Below are 17,265 nucleotides of genomic sequence, written 5' to 3' on the forward strand. Positions count from 1 at the left end.
TCAAGTTCCATGAAACGTTTTTTTGCAGGCTCAACCGATCCGGGACTACTACGAGCCAACAATCAGGATGCTTATTACCTAGATACAGAAGGCCGCTTTTTTATTGTGGCCGACGGCATGGGAGGGCACGCGGGCGGACAGGAAGCTAGCCGCTTAGCCACTGACGTTATTAGCGCCCATCTCGATAAGCACTGGCACATCGCAGAGTCTTCTCAGGAGCTGCTGCGCGATGCTTTCTTTAAGGCCAACGATGCTATCCTCAGCGATCAAAGTAGCCATCCAGAGCGCTCTGACATGGGCACGACTGCCGTTGTCTTAATGTTTCGGGGTGAACAGCTTTGGTGCGCTCATGTGGGAGATTCTCGCCTCTACCGCCTCAGAGCCGATAAGCTAGAGCAGATCACCGAAGATCATACCTGGGTGGCCCGAGCAATTCGTGAAGGTGAGCTAACGCCAGAACAGTCTAAAAGTCATCCCTGGCGACATGTCCTCTCCCAGTGTCTGGGCCGGGAAGATTTGACCCAAATCAGCTTGCAAACAGTGACAATGCAGGCTAGCGATCGCTTTTTGCTCTGTAGCGACGGCCTGACTGAGGAGCTGACAGATGGGATGATTGCCGGACAGCTTCAGGCGAATCCAGCCTGCGCAGCAGCGGCTGATGCTCTAGTGGAAGCGGCCAAAAGCAAAGGTGGGCGAGACAACATTACAGTTATTGTTCTCTACCTACGGGCTGAAGAATCCTAAGTAGCTGCATTAAGCCAATCTGCTTCCGCTCAAAAGCCTCTCTAATGCTTGCAGCAGCGGCAACCTGTTGCTATTAAAAGAACTCAACCCAGCGATCGCTTTATGTTTACATTGAGCATTTTTACTTATTTATAAATGCTAACTATGCTGCAAGGGTACTCCCTTGTGTACTGACGCATCCGGAGGTCTTTATTTAAGATTTAACCTAAGCCTCTAGACTGATAGCCATTTTGTCAAACAGTTGTTATATTTTGTAAACAACTGGAGCATATCGGGACTTTCCCAGTTCTGATCAGATGGCTTCCGGTCTACGGGGAATTTTTCTCCAGCTAACGTTATCTCTCAGCCTATGGAGGTTGCTATGCACGAATCTAATAAGCTCTCTCTAGAACAGGAGTTCAGCCTGCGTTCGTTTGAGAATCAGGTACAGCGGATGAGCCGAGAGCAGGCCCAGCAGTTTCTCGTCAAGCTGTACGAACAAATGATGATGCGCGAAACCCTTTACAAGAGTTTCCTCAAGCAAGAGTGGGGCATTGAGCCTACTCCTGAGTTTTAGGGCGTCAGCATTCGATTCAGGTATGGCGACCTCCCTCTCTTGCTCAATTCTGCTGGAAGGGAGCCGGGGATAATGGGGCGTCAATCTGTAACTTTGAATTTTATTTTTGGCCTAATTATTTTTCTTTGACTATGTCTGGTTCGATAAAATCTTCTGTCTACAGCCTCTCTGACGGAGCATAAAGACGATTCATCCAGGGATAAGACCCACGGAATGTTACCTTGAACAAAGGAACCTTTCAGTGAGTCGCTGCTCCACTCAGTAGAGTCAAAATGTACCAGCGTATTCTTATTTGTACAGATTTTTCTGACGGTCTTTACCGTCTAGTAGATTTCGTCCCCAACTTAGTTGCAGGCGGGGCAAATTACATTGTTTTTTTTAACAACGTTTCTCTAGAAGCAGATCGAGAGATACCTCGGGTTGACACTGACAAAGTAGAAGCCGCCAAGCAGCAGCTGGCCGCAGCCCTAACGAACGTTCCAGAGGGCGTCACGGTCAAGGTAGAGGTTCAGTCAGGCCGGGTTATTGACAACATTTTGAAGCAGACCGAGGTGCATCAGGCAGACGTGATTCTGCTGGGGATGCCGACGCGATCGCTCCTGCGCGAAACCATCTTTGGCAGCACAACGATTGAGCTGTCTGAAAAAACGTCTGTGCCGCTGCTAATTTTGCGGCCCCAGCTTATTTCTGCCTACACCACTGAGGAACTAGGCCTGCGCTGCCAGCATCTATTTCGCTATTTCCTGATCCCCTACGATGGCAGCGAGGGAGCTGACTATTTGGTAAGCCAGGTAAAACAGCAGGCTCAGGCCAGAGCCAATCGCGCTTTGGAAACCTGCCGTCTCTGCTGGGTGATTGACGATAGTGCCCGCCGCGAGATTCAGGCTTCTGATCCAATCGGGGCCGCCCAGGAAAAGCTGGAAGCTGTCAAAGCCGAGCTAGATTTACCGGATTTAGAGGTCAAAACTGAGGTGCGCCAGGGGTCTCCCATTGAAGAGATTCTGATGGCAGCCGAGGTACACGATATTAGCGCGATCGCTGTTTGTCCGGGCAGCCGGGGCCGTTTCCTCAGATGGTCAGTGCCTAGCATGACGCAGGACATCCTGCGGCGTAGTTGGCATCCCGTCATCTATTTTCCGCCCCAGCAGCAATCTTAGTCAGGCGTTTTCCACAGACATCGCAGGTGGAGGCTGTGCAGCCTCGGACTTAAACATGACGCTGCGAAAAGCCTGCCGCTCGACCGGGCTTACATGGACGTGTTGAGTGACGCATTTGACAGCGTTGTTGCCGCCAGCGTCTTTTGAATCTTAGGCTTGAGCACAGTGTTTAACTCGTTACGCAGCAGTTCTTTGCTCTGCTGTGGGTTGCCAATCGAAGTCTGGACACGGCCCATCGTGACCCACTCTTTGAGTAGCTGACACTGAGACAAGGCAATGCTGGCTGTCAGCACCTGAGCGCAGTTACGTGGCTCATTGAGATTGAAAAACAGCAGCTTATAGCGCCCGGTTTGACCTAATAGCCAAGCCAGTTCTTGACTACCAGCGTGCTTCAAGTCCAAGTAGCAGGGCAGCCAGCGCAGTCCCTGTCCTTTAACGTGGAGTACCGTCAACCAAAGCACCATCGGATGCGGACTCATGGTGCAGATGCAGTTGTTATAGAGAATCCGAATGTCTCCTGACTGAAAGGAAGTTTGCAGCATCATCCAGACGGAAGGAAGCTTGCGATCGCTCATCCGCAGAATTTCAGGAAACACAATTTCAGCAATAGGTTTCTCTTTGGGCCACGAAGCAAAGCGGCAAAACTGATCCTCAGAAACCTCGCGTCTGCCCTCTGGCTTGGCTTTAGTAACGGGTAAACGAGAGAGGGTACGGCCAATGTGCTGGCTCAGCCGCAGACCTACGCCAAAGCGCTCTTCTAAAGGTCTGAGATCCTCTAAAATCGCTTTGACGCTGTTAGGGCGATTTTGCGGCTCCTTGTCTAGACAGCTCATCACTAGGGTTTCTAGTCGCTTAGGCAGCTTAAGCGCTGGCTCAACAGCAGCAAAAGAGCGAGGCGGTTGATTGTGGTGTGCCCGGTACCAGCCACCAAAAGAATTTGTCTCCGCCCGCACCGGCAGCCGTCCGGTCAGCATCTGAAACATCATAATGCCGAGGCTGTAGATGTCGGAACGGCTGTCTAGCTCCCGGCCTTCCATCTGTTCTGGGGAAGCATAGGCCAGCGTCCCCATAAAGCAGTTGGTCTGATCCGCTCCTGACTGCAGCAGTTTAGCAATGCCAAAATCAAGAATTTTAGTCAGTTCACCTAGGGTCGGATCTTGGGTCACTAAGATATTGCTGGGCTTGATATCGCGGTGGATAATAGGGCACTGTTTGCCCTTAATGACAATTCCTTCATGCGCTGCCATCAGCCCTAGACAAATCTGACGACACAGGGATAAAAAGCGGGGAATGGTCAACGGCTGGGTGCTAATGATGTCGCCTAAACTTTTACCTCTGAGATACTCCATGACGTAAAACGGCACTTCGTCTTCGTTGACGCCATAGTCAGTTACGCGAACAACGTGAATACTCTTTTGACCTAGCTGAGCACAGGTGGTCGCCTCCCGAACAAAGCGATCTTTCAGCTTTTCCGTCAGCAGAGTTTGCGATAAAAATTTAATAGCGACTTTGACATCCCCCAGCAGCATGTCTTCTGCCAAATACACACGCCCCATTGAGCCTTGGCCAATTTGCTCAATCAGCCTGTAGCGATTGTCTATTTTACGTTGAGGGTTGAGGTCTGACATTGGCGTTAGTGTGCCTTGACGAAGCGACTGTTTCAACAGGTATGATCAAATAATCAGAAGGCTATCTTTAGATACTTGAATTCACTGATAGAGTTCCCAGCTTGTTTATAAATTGCAATCTTGTCTGTCAGACTGAGGGCTGACAGCAAGCTGCTAGGGTTCTTAGGCGATCGACAATAGAGTTTCAGCGCCATCAGTCTTTATATTTTTTAATAGGTCAGAGATCTGTCTACGGCTATGCGGTAATCTGCGCTACACCCTGGGTTCCTTAAGCCGCTAGCTTTGGTCTCCTCTACTCCCTATTAAACCTTAAGCTGCCGATCTGATCAGAACTGGCCTCTAGCTGCTCGCCATTCGCTCCGTAAATTCGCGCAAGGTCTTTATAAACTTTACCCGATCGCCTCAGGTTCTACCATGAAAGCCAGGCGAGCTTTACTTAAAGATTTAGCAGAGCTGGCTGGGACGCCTCTGAGCTGCCTGTAGACCGAGAAAAGTGCGAACCTACCCCTGTCGTTCTAGGGTAGCTTCCATCGCACTGGTAAGATAATGGCCAGCCATAATGCCGCTGGAGAGGTGGTATTTATCGTCTCCTACGCAGTAAAGCGTTTCAAAACCAGTGCGGCGCTGGCGATCGCCGAGTACCCAATAACGCTGAACAATTGACTCCGGCGCAACCCAGCCTTCCCCCTCAACCCGGCCTAGAATGCTATGCTGCAGCACAAAGGTATACTGACGCTCTCCGCTAGTCAGCCGACCTCGGTACTGCAGCGCAATCTCATCGAGCGCTGTACTGGGGAAACTGAGCTTAGTCACCATAGTGAACCAGTCATCATGACCCCAGACAATCAAAGTCTTGCCTTTGACGCTCACAGGCATTGAATCTCGCTCTAGCCAATTGCCCTGAAGAGTCCAGCGCCCTGGTTCAATTAGAAAGCTATGCCCCACGAATTCGCTACCTAAAAAGCCTACAGTTTTTCTGGTTGATACCAAGGCCGGCTACCGCCTTAAACAGCCTCATGGTTCATCTCGTGAAGATGATAGCCGCTGCTAAGCAATCCGCTTGTTCAAGCTGTAACTTATTTGGTATTACCTTTCAAGATAAAGTCTAACCCCGGCAGGCGAGCAGACTCTATCTCAACATGCCCGCTGTTTACAATCTTTTCACGGAATGTACCCGGCTGTCTGCAAAGTTGCCTGCTGCCGGTTTGTGCAAATCACCGAGGAGAGTTCGCTCGCTGGCCCCGGTTACGCTGGGCAGATTGCCGGGAACGCCGTGATAGCGCCAGAAACCTAGCACCGCGAAGGCGATCGCTTCTTTGGCTTCAGCACTCAGCCCCACTTCATCTGTTGTCAAGACGGGGACTGGATCTAGAGCCTGCTGCAGTTGCTGGCGCAGATAGTGATTGCGACTGCCACCGCCACAGAGCAGCACCTCTGCGGCGGGTTCCGGTAAAAAGTCTGCATAGTTTTGCACAATACTGGCTACGGTCAGATGAGTCAGCGTTGCCAGCATGTCGGCAGAGGACAGACTGTAAGCTTGAGCATCGGCTAGGCATTGCTGCCAGTACTGCCAGCCAAATAGTTCTCGTCCCGTAGATTTGGGCGGTGGCTGATGAAAGTAGGGCTGCTGTCGCCACTGATTTAACAAGGCTTGGCAGGGCGTTCCCTGAGCTGCCCAAGCGCCGCCGCGATCGTAAGTTTGTCTACCCTGAGAAAAATGAGCTACGGCCAAATCTAGCAGGCTGTTGGCGGGCCCCGTGTCCCAGCCAAAAACCCCTGCCATCTCGCCGGGACGTCCCTGCTGCTGGCGACTGGGCAAATAGGTGACATTGCCGATACCGCCCAAGTTTTGCACACAGCGCGGCTTTTGCAAATGGCTTAGCAGACAGGCATCCACCGGAGACACGAGCGGCGCTCCCTGGCCGCCAGCCGCAATATCGGCAGCCCGAAAATTGCTGACAGTAGGCAGTCCGGTGAGATGAGCGATCGCGTCGCCTCGGCCTAGCTGCAGGCTATAGCCGAGGGCTGAGGGGCCAGACTGTTCGCTTTGGGGCGGGCGGTGAAAGACCGTCTGACCGTGAGAAGCCACCAATTCGGCTGGCTGAGCTGACGCCTGCAGCGATCGCGCCGCGTGGGCAAAAGCGGCTGCTACCGCATCATCTAGGTCGGCTAAATCCGATAGGGACAGAGTTTCTCCGGCGCAGGCGGCTAGAATTTGCTGCTGCAGTGCTGTCTCGTAGGGATAAGTTTTACTGGCTAGCAAATCTGCCGTGATCTCGAAGCCACTGCCGTTGATCTCAACTAAGGCAGCGTCAATCCCGTCTACCGAAGTGCCGCTGATCAGGCCGATGACTTTCATCCGATGACCTCGCTGCTGTGAGGCATGGGTAAGCGATCGATGCCTTTGTTAGAACCAATCATGACCATGATGGTGCCTGCCCTCAGGCGCGTTACCGGACTGGGATTGACTTCAAACTTGTTGGGAGATTCTTCAGTGCTGATTGCCATCAGCGTCAGCCCGTAGCGTTTACGCAAATCCAGTTCCACAATCGTTTTCTGATCAAAGGCTTCTGGCACAATCACCTCCACAATGCTGTGATCAGGGTCTAGCTCAAAGCGATCTAAGATGCCGGGCCGGGTGAGCGATCGCGCCAGCTCGCAGCCCATCTCATGCTCTGGAAACACCACGCGGTCAGCCCCGACCCGATCCAGCAGCTTGCCGTGAATTTCGGTGGAGGCTTTGGCAATAACGTTAGGCACGCCGGCTTCTTTGACATTAAGCGTTGTGATAATACTCTCCTGAATGTAGTTGCCGATGGCAATAATGACCGTATCCATATCGGCAATGCCCGCCTCTCGCAGCGCCGAAGGCTCAGTTGAGTCTAGCTGAATCGCATGAGTGGCTAGCTGATCGGTGAGAATCTGAGCCACCCGCCGCTCATCGACATCAACCCCCAGTACCTCATAGCCGAGCTGATGCAGCGTCGAGCAAACCGCTCGGCCAAAACGCCCTAAGCCAATAACCGCAAACTGACGATTGCCCGACCGTAAATGATGAAAAAAGCTTAAAGAAGATAGGTTCACTGCAGACTGCTCCGAACTGTTTTGATTCAACCGAGGCTGAATGAGGGTTAGGTATGTACTCGCTTAAGCCAGCAAGTTTTTAGTCTATCGAGATTTGGGCTTTCTCTGCGATCGCCAGCCGTTCCGCCAGCTGCTAGCACTGGCTTGCTGAAGGAGCCATCCGCCTTATATTCTTAATCTTTACTGTTAGGCTAACTAAAGGGCCTTAGCACAAAGGGGGGAACGTGAATATTCAAATTGGTCGGGGCAAAGAGGTGCGTAGAGCTTATGGTATTGATGAAATTGCGCTGGTACCTGGCCCACGGACGCTAGATCCACAACTAGCTGATACCCACTGGCAGATTGGCAATATTGAGCGGGAAATTCCCATCATTGCCAGCGCTATGGACGGCGTTATTGATGTCAAAATGGCCGTTCTGCTATCCCAGCTAGGCGCGTTGGGTGTACTCAACCTAGAGGGGATACAAACTCGCTATGCCGATCCCAATCCGGTCTTAGATCAAATCGCCGCTGTGGGCAAAGACGAATTTGTCACGCTTATGCAGAAGCTGTATGCCGAGCCGATCAAGCCTGAACTGATTCAACAGCGAATTGAAGAGATTAAAAACCAGGGCGGGATTGCGGCTGTTAGCCTCACCCCTGCAGGAGCCGCTCGCTATGGTGCCACTGTGGCTGAGGCGGGAGCCGATCTGGTTTTTGTTCAGGCTACCGTGGTTTCTACAGCTCACCTTTCCCCTGAATCGGTGACGCCCTTAGATCTGACTCAGTTCTGTCAGGAGATGCCGATGCCGGTCATCTTGGGCAACTGCGTCACTTATGAAGTAGCGCTGAATTTGATGAAGGCGGGGGCTGCTGCTGTTTTAGTTGGCATTGGGCCGGGAGCGGCCTGCACTTCTCGCGGCGTTTTAGGCATTGGGGTGCCTCAGGCAACGGCGGTGGCAGACTGCACAGCGGCCCGCGATGACTATCAGCGTGAGACGGGGCGGTATGTTTCGGTGATTGCCGATGGCGGTCTGGTCACAGGAGGTGACATTTGTAAATGTATTGCCTGCGGGGCTGACGGCGTCATGATTGGCTCACCGTTTGCCAGAGCTGAAGAAGCCCCCGGACGGGGATTTCACTGGGGCATGGCGACTCCTAGCCCGGTACTGCCCAGGGGTACCCGCATTCGCGTCGGGACAACAGGGACACTAGAGCAAATTTTGCGAGGGCCAGCTCAGCTAGACGATGGTACGCACAATTTCCTGGGCGCTTTGCAGACCAGTATGGGCACTTTGGGCGCTAAAGATCTGAAGGAAATGCAGCAAGTGGAAGTGGTGATTGCCCCCTCTCTGCTAACTGAAGGGAAAGTCTATCAGAAAGCTCAGCAGCTCGGCATGGGCAAGTAAATTTTTAGCGAGGTCTTTGTAAAACTTTAAGACTTTTCAAGCAGTTTTCCGGATGGGTGGCATTTTTGAACCCGTCGCTTAGAATGGAAAATAGCGGAGACGGAAGTTTCCGTTCACTCCTCACACCACACTCCGCCTAAGCGTTTAGCTTGGGCGGTTTCTTAATTTTTTAAGCAATACCAATCAAATTTAAAAGCAACTTAAAATACATTTTAGCTGAACCCAGTGAGTGAAGTTAGGGGCTCCATCAGCCGCAGACTACCCCGCAATAATTAGGATCAACGTAGGGGCCATAGCTTACTTCGGTTATGATTGATGGAAATCCTGACAGTAAATAGCTTTTACAAATAGCTGCTTGAGCAGCTATTTGCTGGGTGAGATGCGCAGATTGAGCCATCCGCCAATGTCTAGAGCATTTTCTCTGTCCCTCTTGAATACTTTAAGCTGCCAACGCCTATGACTCCTGCCTTAACGCAATTTGGTGAACAGATGTCCCATCTGACCGGGGTGCGGGCCATCATGAAAGATATCATTGAGACCCTGCGGGCCGGTCATGGTCAAGAATTCATCAATTTGAGCGCGGGCAATCCGGTGATTTTGCCGGAGGTTGAACAGCTTTGGCGCGACTGCACGGCTGATTTGCTAGCCAGTAATGAGTACGGCGAAGTTGTCTGTCGCTATGGCTCTAGCCAGGGCTATCGCCCCCTGATTGACGCTGTCCTAAACGACTTTAATCAGCGCTATGGTTTGAGCCTGAGCGATCGCAACATTCTGATTACTCCGGGTAGCCAAGCACTCTATTTTTATGCGGCCAATGCCCTTGGGGGTTATACCACTGACGGCGAGCTCAAGCAGATTGTGCTGCCTCTGAGTCCTGACTATACGGGCTATGGCGGCGTTACCCTCTATCCCGAAGCCCTCAGAGCCTATAGGCCTACCCTAGACCTAGGATTTGAACCCCATCGGTTTAAATATCGCCCTGACTTTAGCCAGCTAGAAATTACCAAGCAGACCGGGTTTGTGCTTTTTTCCCGGCCCTGTAACCCCACAGGGAATGTGCTGACGGACGAAGAAGTACAGAAAATTACCGCGCTGGCCGCCCCACACAATGTCCCCGTCCTGATCGATTCGGCTTATGCCCCGCCATTTCCAGCCTTGAACTTTACCGACATGCAGCCGCTGTTCGGGCCAAATTTAGTTCACTGCATGAGCCTCTCTAAGGCGGGCCTGCCTGGTGAACGTATTGGTATTGCCCTGGGAGATGAGCGCATTATCCAAATATTGCAGTCTTTTCAGACCAATTTGTGTATTCACTCCTCTCGCTACGGACAGGCGATCGCGGCGCGCGCTATTGCCTCTGGCGCTTTGGCTGAAATTTCTGACAGCGTCATTCGCCCTCACTATCAGCGCAAGTTTGAGATTTTAGAGCAGACTCTCAATCAGGCCATGCCCCAGTCAGCCCCTTGGTTCCTGCACCGAGGAGAAGGGGCTATCTTTGCCTGGCTGTGGTTTCAAGATCTGCCGATGACTGACTGGCAGTTCTATCAGGAACTGAAGCAGTACGGCGTTATCGTTGTGCCCGGTAGTCCTTTCTTCCCCGGTTTGAAGGAAGACTGGCCTCACATGCAGCAGTGTATTCGAATTAGCCTGACGGCAACCGATAGCGAAATTGTGACGGCCCTGCGCCATTTAGCCAATCTGGTCGATCGCGTCTATACCCAAGCACCACAGCCAGAACTGGCCGTCAGGGGTTAGGAATGACCGAATGGCTAGAAATTGGTCGCATTGTCGCCCCCCAGGGACTCCGGGGTGAAGTGCGAATTTATCCCAACAGTGACTTTCCGGAGCGGTTTGTAGAGCCGGGAACTCGCTGGCTGCAGCGATCGCCGCAGACGGAGCCAGAAGCTGTAGAGCTGCTGGGTGGGCGGCTGATTGAGGGCAAAGGGCTGTATGTGGTGCAGTTGAAAGGAGTTAGCGATCGCCAGCAGGCAGAAGCGCTACGCAACAGCCTGCTCCTGGTACCCGCAGGCGATCGCCTACCGCTCGAACCAGGTGAATTTCATGTGGCTGATCTGATCGGTCTTAAGGTAATTGAGCAGGCCAGTCAGGTAGCGGTTGGTACCGTTGTCGATGTGTTTTCGGCTGGCAGCGACCTGCTACAGATAGCGCTGCCTCAAACCACAGAGACAGAGGCAGCCATGGCAGCTACGGGCAATAAGCGCAAAAAGGCCAAAGCAGCTAAAGCCAAAACCGTTCTGATTCCGTTTGTGGCAGCCATTGTGCCCGTGGTGAATTTAGAGCAGGGCTATGTCGAAATTACGCCGCCTCCTGGGCTGTTAGAGGTTTAGAACACGGTACCATCGCTGGCGATTTGAATTGGGGGCAGCCCCCCGCGCCGCTGCTTAGCCAACTGTCGCCCCGCTGTCCAGGTGCCGCCCTGCAAAACTTTCACCAAGGGTAGCTGCGCCGCCTCTAAGCCAAGCTGCTGGCGTATCTGCTGGGCAATTTTGTCTAAGGCAATCACCGTCAGCGCCCGCCACTCCACAATGACCGGGGATCCTGGCAGATGGCGAGCGCCTGTCACTTCCAAATGCTTTGGCTCTAGCAGTCCCATGTCTATGCAGAGGCCACCGTTACGATACTCGGCCAGTCCGGTCAGTTCATCTAGCCCCACAATTTCTAGTCCAGCCCCTTGCAAAGGCTCCAGTAGCGAATAGGTGAGCCACTGCGACAGCTTGTGAAACGGCACAAGGCGATCGCCCGCTTCGGTACCGCTCAGCGCTGGATGGGGCCACACATCGCCCAGGTTTACTCCCTCCCATTCAATCCGCCCTGGCCAAATATCGCCCAATCCCTGCAGCACCAATGTCAGAACCTGAGCCGCCGAGACAGGCTGGGGCTGGGCTTGCAGGTAGTCTACTAGGTGTCCCGGACGCGGCAGTTCTGAGCCGAAAAACTCAGGATGATTGAGTAAAGCCTGTCCCAACCGCTGTAGCAAATGCAGCCGCCCCTCTAATCCCACCAGCGGATTGTCTTCTGCGTGCTGAAATCCTGCTGCTAGCTGCTCTAAGGTAATCTTTGCCAACCCCGCCGCATCGACCTGCCAAGGCCGCTCGACCTGGCTAGAAAAAAGTCCCTGCTTAAATAGATTGAGACTAGCGATCGCCAGCCCCTCTGAGCGCCTAAATATTTCCCCTGTTTCAGGTTCTACATACTGCCAGCGATCGCCCGCTCCCGCATCTAGCAGCACGCTCACCACTGCCAGATCGCACTGCATTCTGGCAATCTCTGTGGCAGTAGCCCCGGTCATGCGCTCAGCTAAGCTGTCCGCCCGCGATCGCCCCGCCACCTCGAAATGCCGCCAGCGGGAATGAAACGGCACGTCCAGATTAGGATACTGCTGCCGCATCACCTCCAGGACAAAAGCCGCCGTTGGCTCTAGCTGCTCTAGCCGGACGCGAAAGTGATCAAGCTGGTCATCGTAGGCGAGATCGAAGAGATAGCCACAGCGATCGCGAATAGCCTGAGGGGTCTGGAGATAGAGAGGGGAAGACACAAGGATTAAGGGAAGATGGGGAGTTGTGGGATGGAGAGTATGGGGCTGAGCAGTGATCAGGGTAGCTAGAGTGGCTACGATTTGACCCTTAGTTTTTTAGTTTTGCAGACGTATCATATCTTGTGCGAGTCCTCGGCAAGTAGGGCTGCTTATTGATGAGACGCATTTCGACTCCGCTCAATGCTCGATTCGTAGCTAGGCAGAGGGTTGAGCGAAGTCGTTCACGAAGTGTCTCTCGAAGGGAGAAAACCCGGCAACCTAAGCTGGACTTGAATTTTGCCCTCCTTAAATACACGACAGGCAACTCTACTCCCCATTGTTCAACAACACATCTCCCCCTACTCCCCCAAGGATCGGTTATCGCGACTTAAACCGCCCCCGCTTTGGAAGCTAATCTAACGAAGTTAGCACTCAACGTTGTAGAGTGCTAATGTTTTAGACGGCAGAGCTATGAAGGCTGGATATGGCAAAGTTTGTAGTATTTGATGAGGCATCGCGGCAGGCGCTGGAACGCGGCGTGAATGCTTTGGCTGATGCGGTAAAAATCACCTTAGGCCCCAGAGGGCGCAACGTTGTTTTAGAGAAAAAGTTTGGAGCCCCTCAGATTGTCAACGATGGGATCACCATTGCTAAAGAGATCGAGCTAGAAGATCCTTTAGAAAATACGGGTGCCCGTCTGATTCAAGAGGTGGCCTCTAAGACCAAGGACATTGCGGGAGACGGCACCACAACGGCGACCGTTCTGGCTCAGGCAATGATTCGGGAAGGTCTCAAGAACGTGGCGGCAGGCAGCAACCCTGTCAGCCTCCGACGCGGTATCGAAAAAGCAGTCAACCACCTGGTAAAGGAAATCCAGGCCGTTGCCAAGCCCGTTGAAGGCAACGCGATCGAGCAGGTAGCGACAGTCTCTGCCGGTAGCGATGAAGAAGTGGGCCAGATGATTTCCCAGGCAATGGATAAGGTCACCCGCGACGGCGTGATCACGGTTGAAGAGTCCAAATCTCTCAACACCGAACTGGAAGTGGTCGAGGGAATGCAGATCGATCGTGGCTACATTTCGCCCTATTTCGTCACCGATCAGGAGCGGATGGTCGTTGAGCTAGAAAACGCCCGCATTCTGATTACCGATAAAAAAATCGGTTCCATCCAGGACTTAGTCCCTGTGCTAGAGCGCATTGCCCGCGAAGGTCAGCCCCTGCTGATTATTGCCGAGGATGTGGAAGGGGAAGCCCTGGCAACTCTAGTGGTGAACAAGGCGCGCGGCGTTCTCAATGGCGCTGCAATCAAGGCACCCGGCTTTGGCGATCGCCGCAAGGCACTGCTGCAAGACATTGCTGTTCTCACGGGCGGTCAGGTCATTGCGGAGGAAGTGGGCCTTAACTTGGAAATGGCGACGCTAGAGATGCTCGGTGTCGCTCGTAAAATCACCATCACCAAGGATTCCACCACGATCGTTTCTGAAAGCGGCACCAAGGCCGATATTGAAAAGCGCATTGCTCAGATTCGCCGTGAGCTAGATCGGACAGACTCTGACTATGACAAGGAAAAGCTATCCGAACGCTTAGCTAAGCTAGCAGGCGGCGTGGCCGTTATCAAAGTAGGTGCAGCCACCGAAACTGAACTCAAAGACCGCAAGCTGCGGATTGAAGACGCTCTCAGCGCCACCAAGGCGGCTGTAGAAGAAGGCGTCGTTCCGGGGGGTGGCACAACGCTGATCCACCTAGCAAAGAAACTGCAGCCGCTCAAAGACAGTTTGAGCGCTGAGGAGCAGGTTGGTGTCGATATTGTGATGAAGGCGCTAGAGGCCCCCCTGCGGCAGATTGCTGACAACTCTGGAGCAGAGGGTTCAGTGATCGTTGAGAAAGTGCGCGAGGCTGAATTTAACTTTGGCTACAACGCGCTCACGAGTACGCTAGAGAACCTGGCAGAAAGCGGCATTCTAGACCCAGCTAAGGTGGTACGCTCAGCCCTGCAGGACGCGGCTTCTGTAGCGGGCATGGTACTCACCACTGAGGTACTTGTAGTTGAGAAGCCTGAGCCAGAACCGCCGATGCCTGCCGATCCCGGCATGGGCGGCATGGGTGGTATGGGTGGCATGGGCGGCATGGGCGGCATGGGCATGATGTAGGCCCACTGTTGCTTTACTGACCGCCTGCTACGTCAGATTCAAGGCGAAATTAAGAGGTGCACGGCTATGGCTGTGTACCTCTTTGTGTTAGTGCTAAGGAAATATTGCTGAGCAGATTTATGACTCATTCTTCTAATGGCGATCGCCACGACTTTGCCAATCAGCCGCCAATGCCGACTCAAACCTTTGTGGCCGTTGACCAAACGGAAGAAGAACCGCCTTATTTGGACTATCACTTTGACCTGCCTGGCAGCAGCCCTGGTACGCTCACGATTGGAGCAGGCGCTTTACCGCCAGAAATAGTGCTGATTGACTACGACGATGCGCACGCAGTCCGACTTGATATTGCCGCTCCTTACGATTGTGTCCCCTATTTGGATACAGAATCGGTTTCCTGGCTAGACGTGCGGGGGCTAGGGAGCGAGGTTGTTTTGCGGCAGGTTGGCGAAATCTTTAACCTGCATCCGCTGGTGCTAGAAGACGTGGTGAATGTACCGCAGCGGCCCAAAGTGGAGCAGTACGATCAGCAACTGTTGATCATTGCTCGCATGGTGACGCCTAAGCCCTCTGGTAGAGGTTTTTACAGCGAGCAGGTGAGCTTTATTTTAGGCAAATACTACTTACTGACGGTACAGGAAGAACCAGAGCTAGACTGTTTTAATCCGGTGCGCGATCGCATTCGCAGACATCATGGCGTTATTCGCCAGCACCGGGCTGATTATCTGGCCTACACCCTGTTAGATGCCATTATTGATGGCTTTTTCCCAGTTTTAGAAGACTACGGCGAGCTAATTGAAGAATTAGAAGATGAGGTGGTTGAAAATCCGACTCGTCATACCATTGAAAAAATTCACGATCTGCGGCGGGAACTGATGTCGCTACGGCGAGCAATTTGGCCACAGCGGAGTGCTATTAACAGTCTGATCCGCGATACCAACGACCTGGTCAGCCCGGAAGTGCGCGTATATTTACAGGACTGCTATGACCATATTATTCAGGTCTTAGATATTTTAGAAACCTACCGGGAACTGGCTTCTAGTCTGATGGATGTTTATCTATCTTCGGTTAGCAACCGCATGAATGAGGTAATGAAGCTATTGACGGTTATCTCCTCCATTTTTATTCCGCTGACGTTCATTGCTGGAGTCTACGGCATGAACTTTAATCCTCAGGCTTCTCCCTGGAATATGCCGGAACTCGACGCTCAGTATGGCTATCCGCTGACGCTGGGAGTAATGGGAATTGTGGCGATCGCCATGTGTATTTTCTTCTGGCGGCGCGGTTGGTTTGAGAATTTTTCAACCACAAAGCGATGAGATAGCCCTGAATAAAAACTGTTTTATTGTTCTGAAATTTCAGATACAGAGTATGTATGATAGCTACAGGTATCTCAGTAAACGGAGTTAAAATTAGACTTACTGAGGAAAGATGGCAGCATATCGTTTTTCAGCATCCAGAACTAATTTCGCTACAATCACAAATACTCAAAACGATTGAAAAGCCTGAAAGAGTCTTAGAGGGACGCGATGGTCAGTTAATTGCTGTACAGACGATACAGCCTGGTAAATGGCTGTTAGTTGTGTATCGAGAACTGTATAAGAGCGGTGAAATTGTAGATGGATTTATCGTAACTGCTTTTTTAAATAGGCGGCGAAGTTATTTGGAGAATAAGAAGCAAATATGGCCTTAGCGCAGCTAAACCTATCTAGCTATCTGAACATAGCTAAAGCTATCAAAGAAGTTCAGCACTCCTGCTGGACAGCTTACGATGCAGAAGCAGATGTTCTTTATATTAACTTTCACTCGCCCGCTAAAGTAGCGACCGATAGTGAAGTTACTGACGATGACATTGTGATTCGTTATTCAGAAGACGAAATCATCGGACTTACAATTTTAGCTGTCAAAACAAGATAGTCTAGAACCACTTTGGCTAATTTAGTGTTCTTCGCTCAATACAGTGACATCTGTTTTGGCAGCGATCGCCATGTGTATTTTCTTCTAGCGACGTGGCTGGTTTGAAAATTTTTCAACCACAAAGCGATAATGTATTGAAAGACTTATTCTGTTTTTCTAAAACCCATAATTTTTTGATGATGAACTGAGTTTCATCATCAAAAAATTACTCAAGCTTGTTTTTGCCTTATTGAACTCAAGCTTGTTTTTGCCTTATTGAATATGACTGCGCTATTTTTAGGCAATCTTTTGGATATAAATCGAGCCAATAGAACTGAGAACTTAAAACCTTGAATTATGTTCATCGGTCTTGATTTGGGCTGGTTAGCCAGTTCCAGCAGTGGAGTCTGCTACCTGCGACGTGAGGCAGCCGGAATTGAATTTGTCGAGTGGGATGTTCTTGAGACTCACCAGGCTGTTTTGAACTGGCTAGATCAGGTTATTGCCAATGAAACTCAGGTTGCGATCGCCATTGATGCCCCTCTGATTATCCCTAACGTCTCTGGAATGCGCCTGCCCGATCGCCTACTGCATCAGCACTTTGGCCGCTATCATGCCGGCTGCTACCCAGCTAACCAAAACCTCCCCTTTTACCCCGCTATGCGTGACTTCACTGCGGCCCTGGCAGAGCGCGGCTTTGCTCACGCGACTGATGGCAGCGCTGACAGACGAATCATGCTAGAGGTCTATCCTCACGCCGCCACGATCACGCTGTTCAATCTGTCTCGCATTCTCAAGTATAAAAAAGGCAGAGTTGCCGAGCGGCGGCAGGGGCTAGGCCAGTTGTTTGCGCTGCAGCAGCGGTATTTTGCTCAGCTTCAGCCACAGCTAACGCTCAACTTAACTATTGACACTGACCAAAAAGGCGCAGCGCTGAAAGCTCTAGAAGACAAGCTAGATGCTCTCACCTGCGCCTATCTCGCCGCCTACTGGGTCTGGCACGGACAGCAACAGAATCAGGTGTATGGCGATCGCGCCAGCGGCTACATCATCGTGCCAGCACCTGGCCCTCAGGAGAGCGCCAGAACCTGCGGAACTCAGAAATAGTCGGTTTAAGTAGACTCTAGGTGG

At 52.0% G+C, this 17,265-nt stretch carries 16 protein-coding genes; 11 read left to right on the top strand and 5 right to left on the bottom strand.

The window, feature by feature from the left end; genetic code table 11:
- Nucleotides 1–9: 9 nt before the first annotated feature.
- From QJQ48_RS17060 to QJQ48_RS17070, 3 genes are all read left to right on the top strand, one after another.
- The gene (locus tag QJQ48_RS17060) at nt 10–744 is read left to right on the top strand and encodes a PP2C family protein-serine/threonine phosphatase (RefSeq protein WP_346292449.1); all 735 of its coding nucleotides are present in this window, start codon (nt 10–12) and stop codon (nt 742–744) included.
- Nucleotides 745–1,105: 361 nt separating this feature from the next.
- Nucleotides 1,106–1,300, top strand: a complete 195-nt coding sequence (locus QJQ48_RS17065) for an NblA/ycf18 family protein (protein WP_346292450.1) — start codon at nt 1,106–1,108, stop codon at nt 1,298–1,300.
- Nucleotides 1,301–1,572: 272 nt separating this feature from the next.
- Nucleotides 1,573–2,457: a universal stress protein gene (locus QJQ48_RS17070; RefSeq protein ID WP_346292451.1), complete on the top strand. Its 885-nt coding sequence runs from the start codon at nt 1,573–1,575 to the stop codon at nt 2,455–2,457.
- A gap of 89 nt (nt 2,458–2,546) precedes the next feature.
- Here the strand turns inward: QJQ48_RS17070 and QJQ48_RS17075 are convergent, their stop codons facing one another.
- The 4 genes from QJQ48_RS17075 to QJQ48_RS17090 all read right to left on the bottom strand — a co-directional run bounded on the left by QJQ48_RS17075 (nt 2,547) and on the right by QJQ48_RS17090 (nt 7,169).
- The gene (locus tag QJQ48_RS17075) at nt 2,547–4,085 is read right to left on the bottom strand and encodes a serine/threonine protein kinase (protein ID WP_346292452.1); all 1,539 of its coding nucleotides are present in this window, start codon (nt 4,083–4,085) and stop codon (nt 2,547–2,549) included.
- Nucleotides 4,086–4,586: 501 nt separating this feature from the next.
- Nucleotides 4,587–5,030, bottom strand: coding sequence for a hypothetical protein (locus tag QJQ48_RS17080; protein ID WP_346292453.1), 444 nt, complete (start codon nt 5,028–5,030; stop codon nt 4,587–4,589).
- A gap of 205 nt (nt 5,031–5,235) precedes the next feature.
- Nucleotides 5,236–6,444 carry an anhydro-N-acetylmuramic acid kinase gene (locus QJQ48_RS17085; protein WP_346292454.1) on the bottom strand — a complete coding sequence of 403 codons (1,209 nt, stop codon included), beginning with the start codon at nt 6,442–6,444 and terminating at the stop codon, nt 5,236–5,238.
- Nucleotides 6,441–7,169: a potassium channel family protein gene (locus QJQ48_RS17090; RefSeq protein ID WP_346292455.1), complete on the bottom strand. Its 729-nt coding sequence runs from the start codon at nt 7,167–7,169 to the stop codon at nt 6,441–6,443. The genes QJQ48_RS17085 and QJQ48_RS17090 overlap by 4 nt, the downstream gene beginning before the upstream one ends.
- Nucleotides 7,170–7,393: 224 nt before the next feature.
- Here QJQ48_RS17090 and QJQ48_RS17095 point away from each other — a divergent pair, with 224 nt between their 5' ends.
- From QJQ48_RS17095 to rimM, 3 genes are all read left to right on the top strand, one after another.
- Complete coding sequence (locus tag QJQ48_RS17095; protein ID WP_346292456.1) at nt 7,394–8,557, top strand: GuaB3 family IMP dehydrogenase-related protein; 1,164 nt, start codon at nt 7,394–7,396, stop codon at nt 8,555–8,557.
- Between the two features lie 456 nt (nt 8,558–9,013).
- On the top strand, nt 9,014–10,312 hold the full coding sequence (locus tag QJQ48_RS17100) for a valine--pyruvate transaminase (RefSeq protein ID WP_346292457.1): 1,299 nt from the start codon (nt 9,014–9,016) through the stop codon (nt 10,310–10,312).
- A 2-nt stretch (nt 10,313–10,314) separates the two neighbouring features.
- The gene (rimM, locus tag QJQ48_RS17105) at nt 10,315–10,905 is read left to right on the top strand and encodes a ribosome maturation factor RimM (protein WP_346292458.1); all 591 of its coding nucleotides are present in this window, start codon (nt 10,315–10,317) and stop codon (nt 10,903–10,905) included.
- Here the strand turns inward: rimM and QJQ48_RS17110 are convergent.
- Nucleotides 10,902–12,113 carry a URC4/urg3 family protein gene (locus QJQ48_RS17110; RefSeq protein ID WP_346292459.1) on the bottom strand — a complete coding sequence of 404 codons (1,212 nt, stop codon included), beginning with the start codon at nt 12,111–12,113 and terminating at the stop codon, nt 10,902–10,904. The two genes, rimM and QJQ48_RS17110, sit on opposite strands and share 4 nt — an antisense overlap.
- Nucleotides 12,114–12,576: 463 nt before the next feature.
- Between QJQ48_RS17110 and groL the strand changes: the two genes are divergently transcribed.
- From groL to QJQ48_RS17135, 5 genes are all read left to right on the top strand, one after another.
- Nucleotides 12,577–14,241, top strand: coding sequence for a chaperonin GroEL (groL, locus tag QJQ48_RS17115; RefSeq protein WP_346292460.1), 1,665 nt, complete (start codon nt 12,577–12,579; stop codon nt 14,239–14,241).
- A 170-nt stretch (nt 14,242–14,411) separates the two neighbouring features.
- Nucleotides 14,412–15,557: a magnesium/cobalt transporter CorA gene (corA, locus tag QJQ48_RS17120; RefSeq protein ID WP_346292551.1), complete on the top strand. Its 1,146-nt coding sequence runs from the start codon at nt 14,412–14,414 to the stop codon at nt 15,555–15,557.
- A gap of 56 nt (nt 15,558–15,613) precedes the next feature.
- On the top strand, nt 15,614–15,931 hold the full coding sequence (locus QJQ48_RS17125; RefSeq protein ID WP_346292461.1) for a type 2 periplasmic-binding domain-containing protein: 318 nt from the start codon (nt 15,614–15,616) through the stop codon (nt 15,929–15,931).
- Nucleotides 15,922–16,155 carry a DUF2283 domain-containing protein gene (locus QJQ48_RS17130; protein WP_346292462.1) on the top strand — a complete coding sequence of 78 codons (234 nt, stop codon included), beginning with the start codon at nt 15,922–15,924 and terminating at the stop codon, nt 16,153–16,155. The genes QJQ48_RS17125 and QJQ48_RS17130 overlap by 10 nt, the downstream gene beginning before the upstream one ends.
- A 336-nt stretch (nt 16,156–16,491) precedes the next feature.
- Entirely contained in the window at nt 16,492–17,241 is a 750-nt protein-coding gene (locus tag QJQ48_RS17135) for a DUF429 domain-containing protein (RefSeq protein WP_346292463.1), read from the top strand.
- Nucleotides 17,242–17,265: the final 24 nt, after the last annotated feature.

The sequence above is a fragment of the Sphaerothrix gracilis Ecp01 genome, from assembly GCF_030405905.1.
Taxonomy (GTDB): domain Bacteria; phylum Cyanobacteriota; class Cyanobacteriia; order Phormidesmidales; family Phormidesmidaceae; genus Sphaerothrix; species Sphaerothrix gracilis.